This is a genomic window from Pantoea sp. EABMAA-21 (assembly GCF_030053335.1).
GTDB classification, from domain to species: Bacteria; Pseudomonadota; Gammaproteobacteria; order Enterobacterales; family Enterobacteriaceae; genus Pantoea; species Pantoea communis.
Map to the genome: position 1 here is coordinate 202,206 of NZ_JASGBX010000004.1, position 19,509 is coordinate 221,714.

Annotated in this window: 15 protein-coding genes; 9 read left to right on the forward strand and 6 right to left on the reverse strand. The window is 53.1% G+C overall.

The window, feature by feature from the left end:
• The first annotated feature begins 242 nt into the window (after nt 1-242).
• The 4 genes from QMZ65_RS08150 to QMZ65_RS08165 all read left to right on the forward strand — a co-directional run bounded on the left by QMZ65_RS08150 (nt 243) and on the right by QMZ65_RS08165 (nt 5,348).
• Nucleotides 243-1,736: a purine-cytosine permease family protein gene (locus QMZ65_RS08150; protein ID WP_283215770.1), complete on the forward strand. Its 1,494-nt coding sequence runs from the start codon at nt 243-245 to the stop codon at nt 1,734-1,736.
• Complete coding sequence (locus tag QMZ65_RS08155) at nt 1,736-3,442, forward strand: nitrilase-related carbon-nitrogen hydrolase (RefSeq protein WP_283215771.1); 1,707 nt, start codon at nt 1,736-1,738, stop codon at nt 3,440-3,442. The genes QMZ65_RS08150 and QMZ65_RS08155 overlap by 1 nt, the downstream gene beginning before the upstream one ends.
• Nucleotides 3,443-3,582: 140 nt before the next feature.
• A complete protein-coding gene (locus tag QMZ65_RS08160; RefSeq protein WP_283215772.1) occupies nt 3,583-4,737 on the forward strand; it encodes a transporter substrate-binding domain-containing protein in 1,155 nt (384 codons plus the stop codon).
• Nucleotides 4,734-5,348: an ANTAR domain-containing response regulator gene (locus QMZ65_RS08165; protein WP_097117896.1), complete on the forward strand. Its 615-nt coding sequence runs from the start codon at nt 4,734-4,736 to the stop codon at nt 5,346-5,348. Before QMZ65_RS08160 ends, QMZ65_RS08165 begins: the two co-directional genes overlap by 4 nt.
• Before the next feature lie 25 nt (nt 5,349-5,373).
• On the opposite strand, the gene QMZ65_RS08170 is transcribed toward QMZ65_RS08165, so the two are convergent.
• The gene (locus QMZ65_RS08170) at nt 5,374-6,285 is read right to left on the reverse strand and encodes a LysR family transcriptional regulator (RefSeq protein ID WP_283215773.1); all 912 of its coding nucleotides are present in this window, start codon (nt 6,283-6,285) and stop codon (nt 5,374-5,376) included.
• Between the two features lie 97 nt (nt 6,286-6,382).
• Between QMZ65_RS08170 and QMZ65_RS08175 the strand changes: the two genes are divergently transcribed.
• Nucleotides 6,383-7,240 (forward strand): aldo/keto reductase family oxidoreductase, encoded by an 858-nt coding sequence (locus tag QMZ65_RS08175; protein ID WP_160833830.1) that lies wholly within the window; start codon nt 6,383-6,385, stop codon nt 7,238-7,240.
• 55 nt (nt 7,241-7,295) lie between these two features.
• On the opposite strand, the gene pdxR is transcribed toward QMZ65_RS08175, so the two are convergent.
• Nucleotides 7,296-8,789 (reverse strand): MocR-like pyridoxine biosynthesis transcription factor PdxR, encoded by a 1,494-nt coding sequence (pdxR, locus tag QMZ65_RS08180; RefSeq protein ID WP_283215774.1) that lies wholly within the window; start codon nt 8,787-8,789, stop codon nt 7,296-7,298.
• Nucleotides 8,790-8,898: 109 nt separating this feature from the next.
• On the opposite strand from pdxR, the gene gabT reads away from it, so the two are divergent.
• Both gabT and gabP read left to right on the forward strand, forming a co-directional pair.
• Entirely contained in the window at nt 8,899-10,161 is a 1,263-nt protein-coding gene (gene gabT / locus QMZ65_RS08185) for a 4-aminobutyrate--2-oxoglutarate transaminase (protein WP_160833829.1), read from the forward strand.
• 96 nt (nt 10,162-10,257) lie between these two features.
• The gene (gabP, locus tag QMZ65_RS08190) at nt 10,258-11,652 is read left to right on the forward strand and encodes a GABA permease (protein WP_058961045.1); all 1,395 of its coding nucleotides are present in this window, start codon (nt 10,258-10,260) and stop codon (nt 11,650-11,652) included.
• Between the two features lie 35 nt (nt 11,653-11,687).
• Here the strand turns inward: gabP and QMZ65_RS08195 are convergent, their stop codons facing one another.
• Entirely contained in the window at nt 11,688-12,014 is a 327-nt protein-coding gene (locus QMZ65_RS08195; protein ID WP_045815361.1) for a hypothetical protein, read from the reverse strand.
• A 138-nt stretch (nt 12,015-12,152) separates the two neighbouring features.
• Between QMZ65_RS08195 and QMZ65_RS08200 the strand changes: the two genes are divergently transcribed.
• Nucleotides 12,153-13,490, forward strand: coding sequence for a glycoside hydrolase family 10-like protein (locus QMZ65_RS08200; protein WP_283215775.1), 1,338 nt, complete (start codon nt 12,153-12,155; stop codon nt 13,488-13,490).
• A 94-nt stretch (nt 13,491-13,584) separates the two neighbouring features.
• Here the strand turns inward: QMZ65_RS08200 and QMZ65_RS08205 are convergent, their stop codons facing one another.
• Nucleotides 13,585-15,546 carry a putative phage tail protein gene (locus QMZ65_RS08205; RefSeq protein WP_283215776.1) on the reverse strand — a complete coding sequence of 654 codons (1,962 nt, stop codon included), beginning with the start codon at nt 15,544-15,546 and terminating at the stop codon, nt 13,585-13,587.
• Between the two features lie 239 nt (nt 15,547-15,785).
• Nucleotides 15,786-17,756, reverse strand: a complete 1,971-nt coding sequence (locus QMZ65_RS08210; protein ID WP_283215777.1) for an autotransporter outer membrane beta-barrel domain-containing protein — start codon at nt 17,754-17,756, stop codon at nt 15,786-15,788.
• Nucleotides 17,757-18,086: 330 nt separating this feature from the next.
• Here QMZ65_RS08210 and QMZ65_RS08215 point away from each other — a divergent pair, with 330 nt between their 5' ends.
• Nucleotides 18,087-18,461 carry a hypothetical protein gene (locus tag QMZ65_RS08215; RefSeq protein WP_283215778.1) on the forward strand — a complete coding sequence of 125 codons (375 nt, stop codon included), beginning with the start codon at nt 18,087-18,089 and terminating at the stop codon, nt 18,459-18,461.
• A gap of 40 nt (nt 18,462-18,501) precedes the next feature.
• Here the strand turns inward: QMZ65_RS08215 and QMZ65_RS08220 are convergent, their stop codons facing one another.
• Nucleotides 18,502-19,404, reverse strand: a complete 903-nt coding sequence (locus QMZ65_RS08220) for a LysR family transcriptional regulator (RefSeq protein WP_283215855.1) — start codon at nt 19,402-19,404, stop codon at nt 18,502-18,504.
• Between the last annotated feature and the right edge of the window lie 105 nt (nt 19,405-19,509).

Consider the following 19,509-nt stretch of genomic DNA (forward strand, 5'->3'; position numbering starts at 1 on the left):
GCAAGTTGCACCGTCATAAGGCTCGATCACGTGGAAAACTGCCTATCAGGTGTTGAAACACTCTCATTTACCCTCTGGCACGGTAATTGCTTATTACTGTCAACCGCATCCTGCATGTCAGGAACAGGCGCCGAAGTCTGGTAAGCGGTTTGTGGCACTCTGCCACTCCAATACATCGAATTCAGGCGAAGAAGCCCCACCGGCAATGCTGTCGGCGGGGCTTTTTTTATTGGAGTAAAATTATGAGCAAGTTAAAAGCGTGGTTTCAGGGACCTCAAGACATCACCGAAGCGGAAGCCGTGGAAGATTATGCCGTTGGGCGTGTTCCCTCCCACTATCGCTGGCCGATCCCGGCCATCATTTTAGTGTTACTGGGAAACTCGACCGCCATGTTTTGGTTCAGCCTCGGCGCGGATATGAGCTATCAGGTCGGCTGGCCGCTGCTGCTATTACCGATTGGATATATGGTGGTGTTTGCGACCTTAATTGGCTCCTGCATTATGAAAATGGCCAGTAAAGAAGGCCTGTCGCTCAATCTGATGACACGAGGGTTGGGCTTCGGATATATGGGTTCGGCCTTTACCTCACTGATCTATGCCATCAATTTTATTTTTTACTTCTTGTTTGAAGGCACCATCGTGTCGCATGCCATTGCGAACTATGCGGGTGTCTCGGTTAACTCCGTTACCGGCATTGCGATTTTTGCATTGATGGGATTGGCGGCAATCTGGTTTGTTTGGAAAGGCATGTCGTCGATGCAGTTCCTGCAAACCTGGGGCGTGCCGATCTTCATCTTGCTGTTCGGTTTCTGCATCTGGCAACTCACTCACCATTATCCGTCGGTGGGCTTCGGTGGCTGGCAGCCTAAAGCGGAAGTCGACAGCAATGCGCTGTGGTTAGTGATGAACATGGCCAATGGACAAATTGTGTTTCAGGGCCTGATGGCGACTGATTATGGCCGCTTCGCTCGTCCCGACATCAGCCATAAAGGCACGGCGACTATCATGCTGGGTATGCTGATTCCGATTGTAGTGGTGATGCTGTTCGGCGCGTTTATGGCCTATACCCTGATGCCACACATTCAGGGAGAGGATGTCTGGTCACTGGCATTAGATCCAGGCTTCGTCTTCCCGCTGATTATTGGGCTGACCGGCGTGCTGTTTGCTGTGATTACACAGATTCGTATTAACGTGCTGAACCTCTACTCCGGATCCATCGCATTGTCGAATACCATGGATATGGCGTTTAACTATCGTCCAGGCCGTCAATGGTGGATGCTGCTGGTCTGGCTGTTCGGCGTGGTGTTCTACGTCTGCAACATTCTGCAGTACACCGGTACTTTCCTGTCGATTACCGGCATTCTGACCAATACCTGGGTGTTCATAATACTCGCTGACTATTATGTCTGCCGCAACGTGTTGCACCTTGCGCCGTCTGATTTTGTCGAATTCCGCAAAGAGTATCTGCGGATGTGGAACCCAAGTGGCGTCATTGCCCTTTGCGTTGCGGTGGCCATTGGTGCCGCTGGCGTACTCGGTGTTTATCCTATGGTGTACGCGTCGTTCATCGCCATGCTGGTGGGGCCTCTGCTGCACGTTGCAATCAGCGTCGCTACGCGCGGTCGCTATTACTTCAAGACGTTCCCGCAAGATATGCAGACCAACTGGAAACCTTCTGATGCCTATCAGGGACCAAAGCCCGTCTTCAATCCATTGCTGAGTAAGGAGGCTGAATAATGAACGTTAAGGTTGCCACAATTCAGTTTGAACCCACGCAATTTCGCAAAGATGAAAACGTCACTCATCTGCTGCAACTTGCCAGCCAGGCGGCCCGTGATGGCGCGCGATTGATTGTCATGCCGGAAATGGCTACCACCGGTTATTGCTGGCAGGATCGTGCGGAAGTTGCACCTTTTGTAGAAACCGCTGATGGCGTGACCAGTCAGGCTTTCGCTGCTATCGCACGGGAGTTCCAATGTTATCTGGTGTTTGGTATGCCGGAGCGTGACCCTGTCACAGAAATCTATTACAACAGTGCTGTTTTAGTCGGCCCGCAAGGTGTGATTGGCGTTCATCGCAAAACCCACCCTTATATTTCTGAACCCAAGTGGGCTGCCAACGGTGATGCCGGGCATCAGGTCTTTGCCACCGAAATTGGTAATATCGCCTTGCTGATTTGCATGGATATCCATTTTATCGAAACCGCTCGCCTGGCGGCGTTAGGCGGCGCGCAAATTATCTGTCATATCAGTAACTGGTTGGCTGAACGGACACCCGCGCCCTACTGGTTAAATCGCGGTTGGGAGAATGGCTGCGCCTTAATTGAAAGTAATCGTTGGGGCTGGGAGCGCGGCGTACAGTTCAGCGGCGGCAGCTGTATCGTTGACCAGAATGGCATCGTTCTGGCTAGCCGTGATAGCGGCGATGGCGTGATAGCAGCCGAGTTAACGCTGTCTGCGGAGAATCCTTCACTGCGCAAACGACGCCCTGAGCTGTATCAGCGCCTGATGACCAATACCTTTATGTGGAATCCGCAGGATTTCTTTGGCTTGTACGGCGGCGATCCCCTGCCTGCCGCCAAAGATTCACGTATCGCTGTAGCGCAGTTTCATCCGGCCAATAACATTGCTGAAAATCTTTCGGTGATCCGTCATTGGGCCGAACAGGCAAAATCACGCGGTGCTGAACTGCTGATTTTGCCAGAACGAGCGCTGACAGGGGGCGAAGGTAAGAATAATGCGCTTACGCTAAACGATGCGCCAATTCAGAGCCTGCTGAAACTGGCGATTGAACTGGATATCGCGTTGTTAACTGGATTTGCCGAATGCGAAGGTCAGCAGTTTTATAACAGTGCGCTATTGGTAAGCAGCGCGGGGTTGAACGCGCACTATCGACAAATTCACCTTAGCGAAAACGATAAGCAATGGGCTAGCGCAGGCAATCAATGGGTGACCTGCGATCTACCCTGTGGACGCGTGGGAATTCTGCTGGGTGAAGATTTGCTGGTACCAGAGGCAGCACGCATTCTGGCACTGGAAGGGTGCGACATCATCGCCTGTCCCGCCCTGCTCAACACGCCGATCCCGCTGGCGCATACGGGGACGGAGATCCCGCACGCCTGGCCGATTCCGCGCGGTGCCGACCCGTATCACTGGCTATTACCTCGCGTACGCGCGGGCGAGAATAATGTCTGGCTGGCCTTTGCCAACTGGACGCCAGCGACCGGCATGAGTTTTGGGCTGAGCGGTGTGTTTGGCCCGGATACGTTTGCGTTTCCACGTACCGAAATCAAAGTGCCGGGCACGGATGGCTTGGCGGTGCTGGATATGACTACCGGGTCAGCGGAAACCGCATATCCTAATCATGTAGTGAGACGAAAGGATTTGGTATTGATGCGCCAGCCGCACTATTACACCCCACTGGTGTTGCCGTCCAGCCAGTAAACACAAGGAGCGGCCTGTTATGACTGTCGTGGTCTTCAACGGTGCAACAGTCGCTCTTATTAAAGCTGATGTATGTCGTTATGTTCTGGCGGCCACCCTGCCGCCAGAACAGGAAAGACGTTTAATCACCAGGAGACTCTATGTCTGCCACACCCCCGCCAAAGAGTGTCATTCCGATTGGCATCCTTTACTCCGTATCCGGCGATTATGCCGTGATCGGCCGCGAAATGCTCAACGGCATCCTGCTGGCGATTGAAGAGATCAACGCCAACCCTGATTATCACTTCACCCTCGCGCCAGTGGTGCGTGACCCTGGCGGTTCGCTGGATAAATATTATGACGACTGCCACGACTTACTTTTTCGCCACGGTGTACGTCATGTGATTGGTTGCTACACGTCAGCGGCCCGCAAAACCATTCTCCCGCTCATCGAATCTGCCAACGCTCTGCTGTGGCACTCCGCACGCTATGAAGGTTTTGAAAGCAGTAACAGCGTAATTTATCTGGGGGCGACGCCCAATCAGCATGTGTTGCCGCTTCTGAACTGGCTGTTGCAGCAGCAGGATGTCGCGATGTATCACGTGGGGTCGAATTACGTCTGGTCATGGGAGATGGATCGCATCACGCGTGAAGCGGTCATCCCGGCTGGTGGCGAAGTATTAGCCAGCAAGTTACTGCCGCTCGGTGAAGAGAATGTCGATGAGCTGATTACCGATATTATCGCGCAGCGGCCCAGGGTGCTACTCAACACCATGGTGGGAAAAAGTGCGTACAGTTTCTACCGTGCCTGGCATCGGGCCAGCCAACAGCAGCCCTGGCTCAACGACGTCTTAAAGTTAAGCCTGACGCTGTGCGAGCCGGAAGTGAACATGATTGGCGCAGAAGCTCTTGAAGGATATCTGGTCTCAGCGAGTTGGTTTCAGTCCATCGACAGTGCCGCCAACCACGATTTTTTACGCTGCTACCGCCAGCGTTTTGGCGAAGACGTGTCCCCCTCCGTTGACAGCCAAAGTGCCTGGTTGGCGGGACACCTGCTGGCGCGCGCTATCAACCGTCAAGGTGATGCTGACGTTGAGGCCGTGCGTGCTGCCGTGCTTAAAGATGAGATGGATTCGCCCGCCGGACCGATCCGAATTGATGCCGATAATAATCACAGCTGGCTGACGCCGCATCTGGCGCGCTGTCATGATGGCAAGCTAGAAAGTTTTTGGCAGGCACCACAACCGGTAAAGCCTGATCCCTGGTTAGCCTGGACCGATCTCGATAATCTGAATCAGGATGGAGAGCGCACATGAGCCGAAAAAACGTGCAAATGCGCGGACTCAAAGTGTGCGTAATGGGCTGTGCGGATCGTGATAATCATCACCTGGAGCAACAATTTTCCCGTATGGGCATTCGGGGAGAATTTTTCCCGGCCTTCCCAGATGTAGAGCAGCTCGTCGGGCAACAGTTACTGGTGTTCGATGGCGACAACCCAGCGCTGTTTCATCCCACTAACAAATTGCCCTGGCCGCCCTTACCTAAAATTGCGCTCACCGCGATGGAAACACCTTCGCGACTGCAGTGGATAACTGAGCAGAAAATTGACAGCTATATGCGTAAACCGGTGCGCTTCGACGGCGTGATGACTGCCTTCACGCTGGCGCTTGAGAGTGCAGCGCGTTTTGCCCAACTGGAACAACAACTTAAGCGTCAGGAGGAACGTCTGCGCGCGCGCAGGTACCTGTTCTCCGCGCAAATACAGGTGATGCAAGCGTTTCAGTTAGGGGAAGATGATGCTTACAACCTGCTACGTCTTGCGGCCATGGCGCAGCATATGACGATTGAGAATCTCAGCTGCGAGTTTCTTAACAATCAAACATCCTGGTTAAACCTGCTTAAAGCGCTGGCAGCTGAGAAATTATGAAAGTGGTTCAGGCAACGTGAAACACTCACTCATCTTGCACATTAAGTTCGCGCACATAATCAAGAAAAGCCTGCAGCGGTGCTGGGATCAAACGGCGGTCGTTATAGTAAAGCCACAGTCCGGAAAAGCTCTGCCACCACTCGCTTAGGATGGGTTGCAGGCTGCCATTATCCAGTGCGGATTTGATCCAATCCTCAAACAGATAGACCACCCCTGCGCCGGATACCGCAGCCGCGACCGTGAGATCCATGGCCACGCCGATGCTGCAAATAAGCGGCCCCTTAGGCTGTAAACGCACCACCTCTTCGCCCTTTTCAAACTCCCAATCTGCAATGACTCCTGTGGCATAGCGGCCATATAGACAACGATGCTTTAGCAAATCACGTGGATGTTGTGGCGTGCCAAATTTTGCAAGATAAGCGGATGAGGCCGCTGCTGCAAAGCGTTGTACGCGGGGTCCAATCGGTAATGCCACCATATCCTGTTCGAGATGATCGTCGTAACGAATTCCGGCATCACAGCCGTCGCGGAAGATATCCTGCACATTGCTTTCCGCCACCACTTCCAGCTGTATGTCAGGATATCGCGCCAAAAAGCCGGGCACGATAGAGGGCAAAACCAGGCGGGCCGCGCTAACGGGCACATTGATTCTTAACGTGCCACCCGGTGTGTTGCGGAAATGATTGAGCGAATCGAGTGCTGCATCCACTTCATTCATTGCTGGCATTAAGCGCGTCATTAACGCCCTGCCTGCTTCGGTGAGCGCGACGGTGCGCGTGGTGCGATTGAACAACCGCACGCCCAACTGCTCCTCAGCTCGTCTTACGGCGTCACTTAAACGAGAAGGATTGCTTCCCGTCATGCGGGCGGCTTCACGAAATCCGCCCGCTTTTGCCACGGCCACCACCGCATGTAGCAGTGCAATATCCAATGCCATTGTTCGCCATTCCGCACACTGTGTCCTGATTTCACCGGATAGTTGCACAGCCATGCGTCGATTACAATCTGTACACACATCGACGAAGGAGGTTTCCATGTCTCACAACGTAAATACTTATACTTTGGGCGATCGTCAGGTTAAACGCCTCGGTTATGGCGCCATGCAGCTCGCTGGCAAAGGCGTGTTTGGCCCACCGGCAGATGAGAATCGGGCATTACAGGTGCTACGTGATGCGGTGGCTGCTGGCGTGAATCATATCGATACCAGCGACTTTTACGGTCCGCACATTACTAATCAACTGATTAAAAAAGCCCTGCATCCCTATTCCGACGATCTGGTGATCGTCACCAAAGTCGGTGCACGTCGTGATGCGAAAGGAGGCTGGTTGCCCGCTTTCTCGCCCGATGAATTGACCCAGGCGGTAGAAGACAATCTGCGTCATCTTGGTCTGGAGGTGATGGAAGTCGTGAATCTGCGTTCGATGCTCGACGTGCACGCACCTGCAGAAGGCTCACTCGAACCGCAGGTCGAAGCGATGATCAAGCTTAAAGAGCGCGGACTGGTTAAGCATATTGGTCTGAGCAACGTAACGGCCAAACAAGTGGCGGACGCGCAGAAAATGACGCCCATCGCCTGTGTGCAGAATCTTTACAATCTGGCGAATCGCCAGGATGAAGCGTTGGTCGATCAACTGGCTGCGCAGGGCATTCCTTATGTGCCGTTCTTCCCATTGGGTGGTTTCTCACCGCTGCAATCCGAGCAGCTTACCGCCGTGGCCGAAGAGCTGAATGCCACTACATTGCAGGTTGCCCTGGCCTGGTTACTTCAGCGTTCGCCAAACATTCTGTTAATTCCTGGCACATCATCACCAGAACATCTCCAGCAGAATCTCGCCAGTGGCGATCTGGTGTTGAGTGCTGATGTCGTGCAACGTTTAAACGGCATCGCTTAGTCCTGAATGACGCGGCCCCCGGGCCGCCCATCATTATGATTGCATGCGCACACGTCTACGAACGCGCTAAAATCCCGCTCTCCATCAGACATGCCTTCAATACACCAAACGCATCCTGACACTGACGCTCATCCACGCAGGCATAACCCAGCAGCAATCCTCGTCGCTCCTGCTGGTGCATGTAATATTGCGACAGCGGTCTAACCTTCACACCGCGCCGCAGCGCCAGTGCAGCAATCGCCACATCATCACATCCAGCCGGTAAATTCACCACCAGATGCAAGCCCGCTTCATGATTGACGCGCGGCATGAAATCAGCGCCAAGATAACGCTCAATCAGACCCGCTAAAAATCGACGACGCTGGCTGTAGAGTTTGCGCATACGGCGGATATGCGCCATGTAATGCCCTTTCTGGATAAATTCCGCCAGCGCCCGCTGCACCAGCAGATGCCCGCCACGATAGAGTTCCGCCGCCGCCACGCGTAAAGGTTGAGCCAGCGCTTTTGGCACCACCAGATAACCCAGTCGCAGTGCCGGATAGAGCGTTTTGCTGAACGTGCCCATGTAAATCACCGGCGCATCGGGCTCAAAACCTTGCAGCGAGGGAAATGGCTGACCCGCGAAGCGAAACTCACTGTCGTAGTCATCCTCTATCAACCAGGTTTTATGTTTGCTGGCTAAATCCAGCAACTGCTTACGTCTTTCAAGGCTGAGATGAACGCCCAATGGGTATTGGTGTGACGGTGTCACAAATATCACTTTTGGCGCCCGACTGCGCGGCGGTAAGTCAGGAATAATGCCCTGATCGTCGACCGGCATGGCCTGTATTTTCAACCCATTGATGCGTAAAAGATTACGGGTTCCCCAGTAGCCAGGCTCTTCAATCCACGCGGTATCACCCGGATCGCAGAGTACGCGCGTGACCAGATCAACCGCCTGATGGATGCCTTCGGTGATGATGATTTGATCCGCATCCGCACGCACCGATCGGGCCACGCTGAGATAGTCCGCCAGTGCCTGTCGCAATAGCGGACAGCCGCCATTGCTGCTGTAAATTAGTCGATCAACATCGGGCTCGCGATTTAATCGCGCCTGAATCTGGCTAAAGAGTTTGTGCGGAAACTGCGTGACATCCGGCGCGCCTGGCACAAACGCGCCCCATTGATAAGGCGAGGCGTTGGCATGGCCCAACAGCGATGCACCGCGTTTAGAAATCGCCGCCGTTTTCACGCTCAGCGGCAGCGTAAGGTCATCGCTGCGCGGGCTATTTAAACAACCTTCCGGCAGGGTTTCGGCGATCCAGGTTCCGCTGCCGGTACGTGCCGTGACATAGCCCTGTGACATCAAATTTTCATAAACGTTAAGTACGGTATTGCGTGACACCGATAACTCCCGTGCCATATCGCGCGTGGCCGGTAATCGCGTAGCGCGTGGAAAAATCCCCTCAACAATCGCCGCCTGCATACACGCCAACAGGCGCTGCTGCAACGTCCCTTCCGGCATAAACTGCAAACGTTCTAATACATGATCGGCGTACAAACTCCGCAATTGGCTCCATCCTTTTCTGTAAAAGTGGCTCTGGCAACAAACCTTAGCGCAGGGATAAATAAGCGTGTTTGTCGTAATTTGTAAAGACGCTTATCGCTAAGGAAAGGTTATGGAAGGTAAAAACAGCCAGCTGCAACAACGTAAAGATGACGCACTCCCACGTGGCACCGGTAATCTTTGCCAGTGGTATGTCGATCAGGCAGAGAACGCGACGTTGCGTGACGTTGAAGGCAACAGCTGGATTGATTTCGCTGGTGGTATCGCGGTGCTCAACACCGGCCACCGTCATCCGCGCATTGTGAAAGCCATCGCGGAACAGTTAGAAAAATTCACCCATACCGCGTTCCAGGTGACGCCTTACGAGAGCTATGTCGGCCTGGCAGAGCGCATCAACAGCGTGGTGCCCATAGCCGGTAAAGCCAAAACCGCCTTTTTCTCAACCGGTGCTGAAGCGGTTGAGAATGCCGTTAAAGTTGCGCGCGCCGCCACACGCCGTCACGGCATTATCACCTTCGGTAACGCGTTCCATGGTCGTACGTTTATGACGATGGCGATGACCGGTAAAGTGGCCCCCTATAAGCGTGACTTTGGCCCGATGCCTGCTTCCGTGTGGCACGCTCGTTACCCCAACAACGTGACCGGTATCAGCGTTGATGATGCTTTGGCGAGCCTGCAAGACATCTTCACTCAGGACATCGCGCCGCAAGACGTGGCAGCCATTGTGCTGGAGCCAGTACAAGGCGAAGGCGGTTTCCACATCGCCCCTGCTGAGTTCTTCGTTCGCCTGCGCCAACTGGCCGATCAACACGGCATTCTGCTGATTGCCGACGAAGTGCAAACCGGCTTTGGTCGTACTGGCAAGCTGTTTGCCATGGACCATTACACCGTTAAACCAGACTTGATCACTATGGCGAAAAGTCTGGCGGGCGGCATGCCGTTGTCTGCGGTGAGTGGTCGCGCAGTGATCATGGATGCGCCCGGCCCCGGTGGGTTGGGTGGCACTTACGCCGGAAACCCGCTAGCGATTGCCGCCGCGCATGCGGTGCTGGATATTATTGCTGAAGAACAACTGTGTGAGCGCTCAGTGAAACTGGGTGCGCAACTGGTCGAATTCCTCAATGAGGCACGTCGCCACTGCTCTGCGATCACCGATATCCGCGCATTAGGTTCGATGGTCGCGGTGGAGTTTGCCGAGGCGCAAACCGCTCAGGCCATCCAGCAACACGCCATGGCGCGCGGTTTACTGTTGTTGACCTGTGGTCCGCAGGGCAACGTGATTCGCTTCCTCTATCCGCTCACTATTCCGGATGCGCAATTCAGCCAGGCGCTGGAGATTCTCAGCCATGTGCTGAGCGCGCACCAGGATTCGTAGGCCCCCAGCTTAACCAGCCCGTATGCGGGCTGGTCATCCACCTGCTGCAGCCAGGCTGTGTCAAATCACAGCCCGAGAGACAATCTGGAGAAAACAATGAGTTCACAGAATGCCGATGCGCTTGCGCAAGGCTTAAAGCCGCGTCATGTCCGCATGTTATCCATTGCCGGTGTGATAGGTGCCGGACTGTTTGTCGGTTCCGGTCATGCTATCGCCGAAGCAGGCCCCGCCGTGTTACTGGCCTACATCGCAGCCGGTGCGCTGGTGGTGCTGATTATGCGCATGTTAGCGGAAATGGCCGTTGCCTCACCGGACTCCGGCTCTTTCTCCACCTATGCAGATAAATCACTGGGACGCTGGGCCGGATTTACCATTGGCTGGCTCTACTGGTGGTTTTGGGTGCTGGTCATTCCGCTTGAAGCCAATGCCGCAGGCACGATATTGCACAGTTGGTTCCCGCAGATTGCCGTGTGGGAATATACACTGGCGATCACCACGTTTCTGACGGTCAGCAACCTGTTCAGCGTGAAGAATTACGGTGAGTTCGAATTCTGGTTTGCGCTGCTGAAAGTGGTCGCCATTGTCGCCTTCCTGATTGTCGGCAGCCTGGCGATATTCGGCCTGATGCCCGGTAGCAGCACACAAGGCATTTCCCATCTCTATGACACGCACGGGTTTATGCCAAACGGCATCGGTGCCGTACTGGCTGCCATTCTGACCACCATGTTCTCCTTTATGGGAACGGAAATCGTCACCATCGCGGCAGCGGAATCACGTGAACCGAAAAAGCAGATAACGCAGGCCACCAACTCCGTGATCTGGCGTATTGCGCTGTTTTATTTGCTGTCGATCTTCATTGTTATCTCGCTGGTGCCGTGGAATACCCCATCGCTGATGAAAGCCGGTTCGTATCAAACGGCGATGGAGATGATGAATATTCCTTACGCGCGGCAAATCGTCGATGTAGTGGTGTTGATCGCGGTGTGCAGCTGTCTTAACTCTGCGCTCTATACGGCTTCACGCATGCTGTATTCGCTTTCTCGACGTCAGGATGCCCCTGCCGCGGCATCAAAAACCACGCGCAGCGGTACTCCCTGGGTTGCAGTCATCGCCTCAACTGCCGCTGCATTTCTCGCGGTGATCGCCAATTATCTGGCACCCGCAGCAGTATTTGAGTTCCTGCTAGCCAGTTCCGGCGCGATTGCGTTACTGGTTTACCTGGTGATAGCGGCCTCGCATCTGGTGTTGCGCAAAAAGCGCGAGGCACGGGGTGAGATCTTAAGTTATCGCATGTGGCTGTTCCCAGGCTTAACCTGGGCAACCATGGTGTTCATCGTGGGAGTGTTGGTCTCAATGCTGTTTATGCCGGCGCATCGCTCTGAGATCATAGCCACCGGTCTACTCACGTTGGCGGTGTTAATCACCAGCCGCATCGTGCATCGTAAACGCGCTTTGCGCGAGCGCGAGGCGTTAGTGGCAGTGCGTTCATAATGCCAGAAATTTCCGGGCTGGGAGGCCCGGAAGCCTTACTCATATTGCACATCGATACTGATCGACTCTTCCGGCACGTTAATCACCACAACGCATTTATTCCACACCGGCTTCCCTTCGGTCATATCGTGCTCAACGAAGTAGTGTTGGAAATCTTTTAATGCTTCAGTTAAATCACCAATTGCCTGTGCATCCGGTTCAAACCAGTCTGGCTCGCCGTTTTCATCCAGATAATCGAACTGGTATTCACCGCCCTCGTCATCGGCAAACAGTTCAGCTTTTACGATTAATTCACGTGCACCTTGCGGTCCACAGCTGAAAACAATCATCGCGATGCGGCGGTAAAGGTCTTCATAGGTCATGGCAGTGTATTCCTGTTTTTGGTGAGTTCCCGTGGGCAGCGTTCGTCATGGATGGCATAACAACGTTACCGAGGGCTCTTATTGACTTTAAGGCTGATGAGAAGAGAATGAGGCTCTTCGAACAGTAAATTGAAAAAAATGGAGTTTATCATAGCCTGTTCCGCGCGTTTTCCCCGTATAACTACCGTGAATAAAATGGCCACGCTATTGGCTGCACTGCTTTTAGCCAGCTGCAGTTCCGAGCCGCCTAAATCACTGGTCACCCCGTTCCCGACAGTAACGCCGAAACCGCATCCTGTTCAGCCCGTTGCCAGCGCAGAACCGGTGCGTGGTGTGTGGCTCACCACGGTGTCGCGCCTTGACTGGCCACCCATAGCCTCAGTGAATGCCAGCCCGGCAAATCGCATCAGCCAGCAACAAAAGGCGCTGACCGATAAGCTGGATAAACTTAAAAGTCTCGGTATTAATACCGTCTTCTTCCAGGTGAAACCTGACGGCACGGCACTGTGGCGTTCTAAAATCTTACCCTGGTCAGATATGATGACCGGAAAGATTGGGGAAGATCCCGGTTACGATCCGCTGCAGTTTATGCTGGATGAAGCACACAAACGCGGTATCAAAGTGCATGCGTGGTTTAACCCTTATCGCGTTTCTACCAACGTGAAACCCTCGACGGTGGCAGAACTTAACAACACACTCTCCCTGCATCCAGCCAGCGTTTTTGTGCTCCATCGTGACTGGATCCGCACCGCAGGTGATCGCTTTGTGCTGGACCCAGGCATTCCTGATGCCCGCGACTGGATTACCAGCATCGTGGCGGAGGTGGTTGCAAATTATGATATCGATGGCGTGCAGTTTGATGACTATTTCTATGCGGAATCGCCCGGCTCAACGCTGAATGACAGCACCACCTTCCGCCAGTATGGTCAGGGATACGCCTCAAAAGCGGACTGGCGTCGTCACAATACCCAGCAGCTGATTGAACAAGTGTCTCGCACCATCAAGCAGTTAAAACCGCATGTCGAATTCGGCGTCAGCCCTGCCGGCGTTTGGCGCAACCTGTCACACGATCCCGCAGGATCAGACACGCGCGGCGCGGCGGCCTACGACGAAGCTTACGCCGATACACGCAAATGGGTGCAGATGGGCCTGTTAGATTACATCGCGCCACAGATCTATTGGCCATTTTCACGCCAGGCTGCACGTTATGATGTGCTCGCGAACTGGTGGGCCAATGTAGTCAAACCCACGCACACCCGGCTCTATATCGGTGTAGCGCTGTATAAAGTCGGTGAAACCTCCAAGATGGAGCCAGACTGGACCATTAATGGCGGTGTGCCGGAACTGAAAAAACAGCTGGACCTCAATGAATCTGTGCCACAAATTAACGGCACTATTCTGTTCCGCGAAAACTACCTTAACCAACCGCAAACTCAGCAGGCGGTGAATTATTTACGCAGCCGTTGGGGAAGTTAATTTCTACAGCAACTTACAACCGATTTTTCCGGTATATCTCATCCAACATACGGAGATGAAAACTACGCCAGCAACAGACGTTGCTGGCTGCTCTTTAGATAAACGGCTCTGTTGCACTATTTAAAGGAATACTCCATTCGTTGCCATTCACCCGGACTTTCAAATAACGCCGGGTACGCCATTTTCCCGGTTCGTACTCTTCAGGCTGGCCAGTAATAACCGTTCCATTTAACAGCAATTCCTGGTCGTTGTTGTAGCCGATCCCGACTTTTTCATTGCCAATCCAGTGTTGTTCGAAAGCCACCACAGGGGCTACATCGAACTTTTGCGCATCGGCTTCAGAGCAGGCGGTATAGCTTTTGCGGAAGATAAAACATAATCCCGCCTTGTAGCGATCTTTACCATTGGTTTCCACCAGCGCGGTGGCAAATCCAGTGAATTGCGCCAATTTAACGTAGAGCTTCGTACGGGTGGCACCGCCTTCAATGTGCACTTTCGTCACCGGACATGAGCCTTCGCCATACCAGCTGCCAATGGTATTGGCATTGTTGCGCGCCTGGAGGTAAATATTGGCCACCCCTTCTGGCGTCCGTCCAGAGTACTGAGTTTGCGTGGCGCTTTGCGATAATATTTGCGATGTCCCCACCACACGCACGTGAATCTGAGTCCCTTCATCCGAGAAATTAAATTCGCCAATGTAGAACCATTTCTCTTTATCGCTACGGTTATCCATATGGTGTTGCGAGGTAATATAATCGTAGTTTAGCGAGCCCTGAATGATGGCACCCCAATCCGATATTTCCATCAGCCCGCGATCACCTTCCGCCAGCAGTGACCAGGGTTCGATACCTGCGGTACTGTAATCAAACCCGGCGCTTTGATTATGAATACTTTTCTGAATGATCAACGCGCGGCAATAACCCAATTTTAACGGGTTAGTCGTTGATTCAATCGCCAACCCCTCTATCACCCACTGACCATTAGTTAAATCCCCGGCGAATTCTGAATGTTCAATCCAGCCATTACGAATAAAGGATTGGGTGCAGCGCGGTAAATCCAACACCGGCTTTAGGGTATTTTCTTGCAAATTGAAGTTGGATAATTCAATGGCCGTGCTGTGGTCCCAGGCACCTGCTGCACGATCGGACCAGCGCGCATAAACAATGCTATCCTGACATCCTCTTGAATAGAACTGATCAATTTTGCAATCCAGCGTATCAATAAGATCCAGCGCTCGTCCGCCCAGATAGCGAAACTCCATACTGCTCACGCGCAGAAACTGCCCGCCAGTAATAATGTTGGCGTAAAAACCGACTTTATTAAATGCGGTACCGCCGTCTCCGCCGTTATTTGAACTCATGCCTTTCACCACAATGCCCGAAATCTCTGCATAGCGCGCATTGACTTTAAAAAAGTGGAGTCCTCTTGGCTGCGTCCCCCAGTTAAATGTCAACGTGGTGGTGGGAAAATATCCAAAGTTGACATTAGCACCCGAAACCTTGAAGCGGTTAATCTCTTTGTCTGAAATGTCGAAAGTAGACATGCTGAATACACCGGCGGTAAAACGGATACCGGCAGCAGGCAGCACACGCTGTGACCAGGTAAACATACGTTTTACTGCCTCGATACAATCCGTTTTACCGTCGGCTATAGCACCAAAATCCAAAACGGTGACGGTGCTGTAATCCTGAATCACTCGCTTCCAGCGTTTATTGCCTGCCGCGATAAAGACAATTCCACCATCGTCTGGGCTGGTGGTATCGGTCGCGTCATACACAAACACCCCGCCGCCCATTTTACTGCCTTTGGTGTACTCCAGCACCGACGCAATTTCCCCGGCGGATGTCGGTTCTGTAGCACGTAATTCATCAATGGTTTTTAACTGCACAACGGTACCCGTTGCGGCGTTGACGGCATTTTGTGGCGTGGTGTTATTGGACGCATTAACCATGGTGTACCCCTTAAATATTAAGAGAAAATAACTGCCCCCATGCAGTATAAGTAGCTGATAGTTAATATGTTGATGTGTGCCAGTGTAATTAGAGGCGTTAAACATTCAACAGATAAATGGAATTAACCAAGATAATGATTGCAGAAAGAAAGCGCAGCGGTAAGGGCGGGGTTTTACAGAATAATCGCAGGCACATTATTGCTTATCGCGGCCCCAAAAATTGAGCAATCTACGCAAGATTCCGATCGAATACCTTCAGCCGGTAACTGATTCATTCACTTATTTATTAAGGTTAAGTGAAGCTAAAACGGTGCCAGCAAGCCACGACTTGCTGGCACATCATCCTAGAATGTGGCATTCACCCCGACGTTCCAGGTCACCTGATGGTAATCGCTGTTACTGGCGACGGTAGACACGCCAGTAAAGGCATTGACCGTATCGCCCAACGGCACATTGGCACCGACCGCCACATCCAGCCAGTTTTTATCCCCAGCCGCCACCGTCCGCTCAAAAGAGGTCTGGGTGGATTTCAAACCCGCGCGTACGGTGGCATCCGTGTCACCAAACTGATGGCTATAACTGACCTGAGCCCACGGATTGACCACCCACTGCCGGCTATCGACGCGCCAGCCAATTGAACCGATCTGTGAGTGAAGCGTTTGATCAGAGAAGCGCATCGAGGTGCTGGTGTTGCCATTTTCCTGATAGCCACCCACGCGACCATAATCCAACGCATAGCTGACTACCGGGCCGGTCGTGATATGGTTCCCCAAGGGTAAGTCCCAGCCGCTTTGTACCCGCATGCCCAGTAATTTACCGCTGCTGTTGCCTTGTTCAGTCCGGGTGGCAGGGCCGATGTTGATGTTACGCTCGATACTGTCGAAATCGAGATCGGCATAATGGAGATCGGCGTTGATCCAGCCTTGATCGAACAAGGTGAGCTGACTGTAGAGCGCCACCAGATTTCCGCGCAGCTTGTAGTCATAGTTTGATGAAGGATCCATGCGCTGATTGCTGTTTGAGAACAACAAACCCGTTTGCCAGTTATCGGTCAATTGATAGCCGATCCCCAACGTCAGATTAGTGGTGTTTGCATCACCGTCGCTCCAGTCATCACCTTGATAATCGACGTGCTGCCCGGCATAGCCACCAAACACCGTGAACTGTCCCGCGCTGGCCGGTTGCTGGCGCTGCTGTTGCAAATGCCCATCCAGTGTATTATGCATGTCGCGCGCCATCAGCAGTGTGGATTGCGACAGTGCCGCGACCTGTGCAGGAGCATCGAGAATCGATTGAATATAATCTGCCAGCATAGCGTGCACTGCCGGGCTGGGATGCAGGCGATCGGCAAACAGATACGCTTGTGCGCTACTAAAACCGGCATCAGAGGAGTGGCATTCATCTGCAGAGGTGCCCACCGGACAGGCAATGCCGATGGTGTTGGTCAAACCATAACGTCCCGGGTTTGCGACCACCTCACTAAATAGTCCAGCGATATCCACCCGAACGATATTGCCCTTCAACGCGGCCAACTGGGCCTCTTCCTGCTGGTTGTAGCCATCGGACAAGGCTGTCACCTGAGTACTGAGTGCTTGCCAGGCGTCGTAAAGCTGTTGAGCCAATACGTCACGCGCCGTGGGGTCGCCCAAAATTTGTCCGGCGGCGGCTGTAAAGGCCTCTTTCACCGCCTGTTGACGGGCGGCAGCATCCGGTGTGGCAGCGTTATCGAGCGACTGAAAAGCCGCGACCATGGCTGATGTTCCAAACGTACTCAAGACGATCTGCACCATGTAGGGCGTCAGCCCCAATTGCGGAACATTGGGCACGATGACCGCTCCCGCGCCCGCATCCAGTAGCGTTTTGACCTGGGAAGCCGCAGAAACTGCGCTGTTGCTAATGGTTTCACGTGCGGTGAGCGGATTGGTGACGGCGGCGGCAATATCATTTGCACCGACCCAATGAATGTACAAGCCGTTGCTGTCAGCGCGCCCACCGGTGGATTGCAGATAGGTCGCCAGCTGGTCCTGGGTGTTCAAATCAGGATCCAAAGCAGGTACCGCAACAGCACCACCTTGGGCATAGTTACTGCCCCCTAAATCGGAAGGCAGTAGATTTTCACCCAGATGCGTTGCCAAAATTTCATCGTACAGCGGATGCTGCGCGCCGTCGGCGGTAAAACGCCCAACATTGCCACCGTCGCTCAGGCTATCACCAAAAACCGTTAAGCTGTCCCACGCCTCAGCGTCAGGTGTTGCCAGCAGGGTACTTATGGTCGCTATCGCGACAAGGGAAAGTGCGGATTTGCGTTTTTTCATCATCCACTCCGTGATGAGTCAGACGGTTTGTGCCTGACGCGTAAAAGATGTGACTTGCGCATGACACCGCAGCAACACAAGTCAATAAGGTCGCATCAAGGATGCGAAAAGGACGTTAAGGAGATAACAAGGACGTTTAAGGTGTAGTCAGTCAGGGAAGGTAATACCAGTTTGCATACATAAGATTACTGCGAGTATTTTTAGGAATTTAACCTCGCTCACATTACCGAACGTCTCTCATGAAGGAAGGACTGATCTATAGTTATGGGTTGCCGGGCAAGGATCCGGCAACCGCAATTTGCGCCACATCTCTGGATATGGAGTCAGTAAATGAGTGATTGTAAAGAGCAGCATCACCAACATCATGACCATCAACATGGTGCGCACTGTGGTCATACCGCGATTCGCCATGAAGGACATATCGATTACTTGCACGACGGCCATCTTCATCATCCACACGGAGATCATGTTGATGAACATTTATTACCGGTGAATGCGCACAATCCCGATCAATGCACGCCAGACCACCATTGCAGTGGTCATGAACCAGGACATGTTCATGGGCCCGGATGTGGGCATGAAGCCGTACCGCATGGCGACCATGTGGACTACCTGGTTGATGGGCATCTGCATCATCCACACGGTGATCATTGCGATAACCATGGGCCGGTTGAGATTGTAGAATCCGCTAAGTCGCTGCCCTAATGCTATCCTCAGAGCCGTGGTGCGCCACTCACGGCTCTTATCAGGAAGAGAATGCACCGTACTGCTGCCACAGCCGTTGCAATTTAACCACCACATCATTGACGACCTGGTGCCTTCTCGCTCCCGGCGCCCACAGTGCCACCAGAGTGATATTGAGTCCCTGATGCCCCACCTCAGTTGGCAAAACTTGCACCTGATGCCATTTCTGCGCCTGAAAATGCGTTGGTAGAAATCCCCAACCTTGCCCCTGCTCCATCAGAGACTGCAGCATGGTTCGCTCGTTCACAAACAGTGACTGTCCCGAAATTTGCAGACGGTGCGTGATTTGTTCATCAGCATGCGCATGCATTACCAATTGCGGTTCCAGGGCGAGGTTTAGCAACGTCAGAGGTGAATCTTGATGAGCGAACAATGCTGTCGCCGCATAAAAGTTCAGTTCAATGGCACCTAACGCGCTCCACTCCATCTCATTACCTAACGAACGATTCACTGCCTGACAAATTGCCAGGTCGGCCTTGCCCGATTTTAGGGCACTCTCAGCTTCGAAACGCGAAGCACACCAGAGACTTAATTGCACCTGCGCCCTGCTGCACTCACTGATGAATGCCTGCAAAAATAACTGCGGGACAAAAGGGTCATACACCAGCGTGATTTGCTGCGTGCGCGACTCCGGCAAGGTCTGCGCGAAAGCTTCAAATGCATGAGCCTGACGCACCAGCAAATGCGCCTGACGATGTAACTGCTCCCCCCTGGATGTCAGCACCAATTTGCGCCCTTCACGCTCAAACAACGAGTAGCCAAGGGCATCCTCCAGGTAATCGATGAGATCGCGCACGGTGGTGCGATCTTTCCCCAGTTTCTCTGCTGCACGGGAAACCGTGCCGAACTCTGCAATCGCCGCAAAGGCTTCAATTTGTGAAAAGGAATAGCGCAGCGCATTCATCGGAAATCCTATGTCTAACATTTGGGGGGAATTTCCCCCATGGGGTGATTTTAACCTTGCCCCATAGATTTCTATACTCGCCGCACTCTTAACCGCACTATAAAG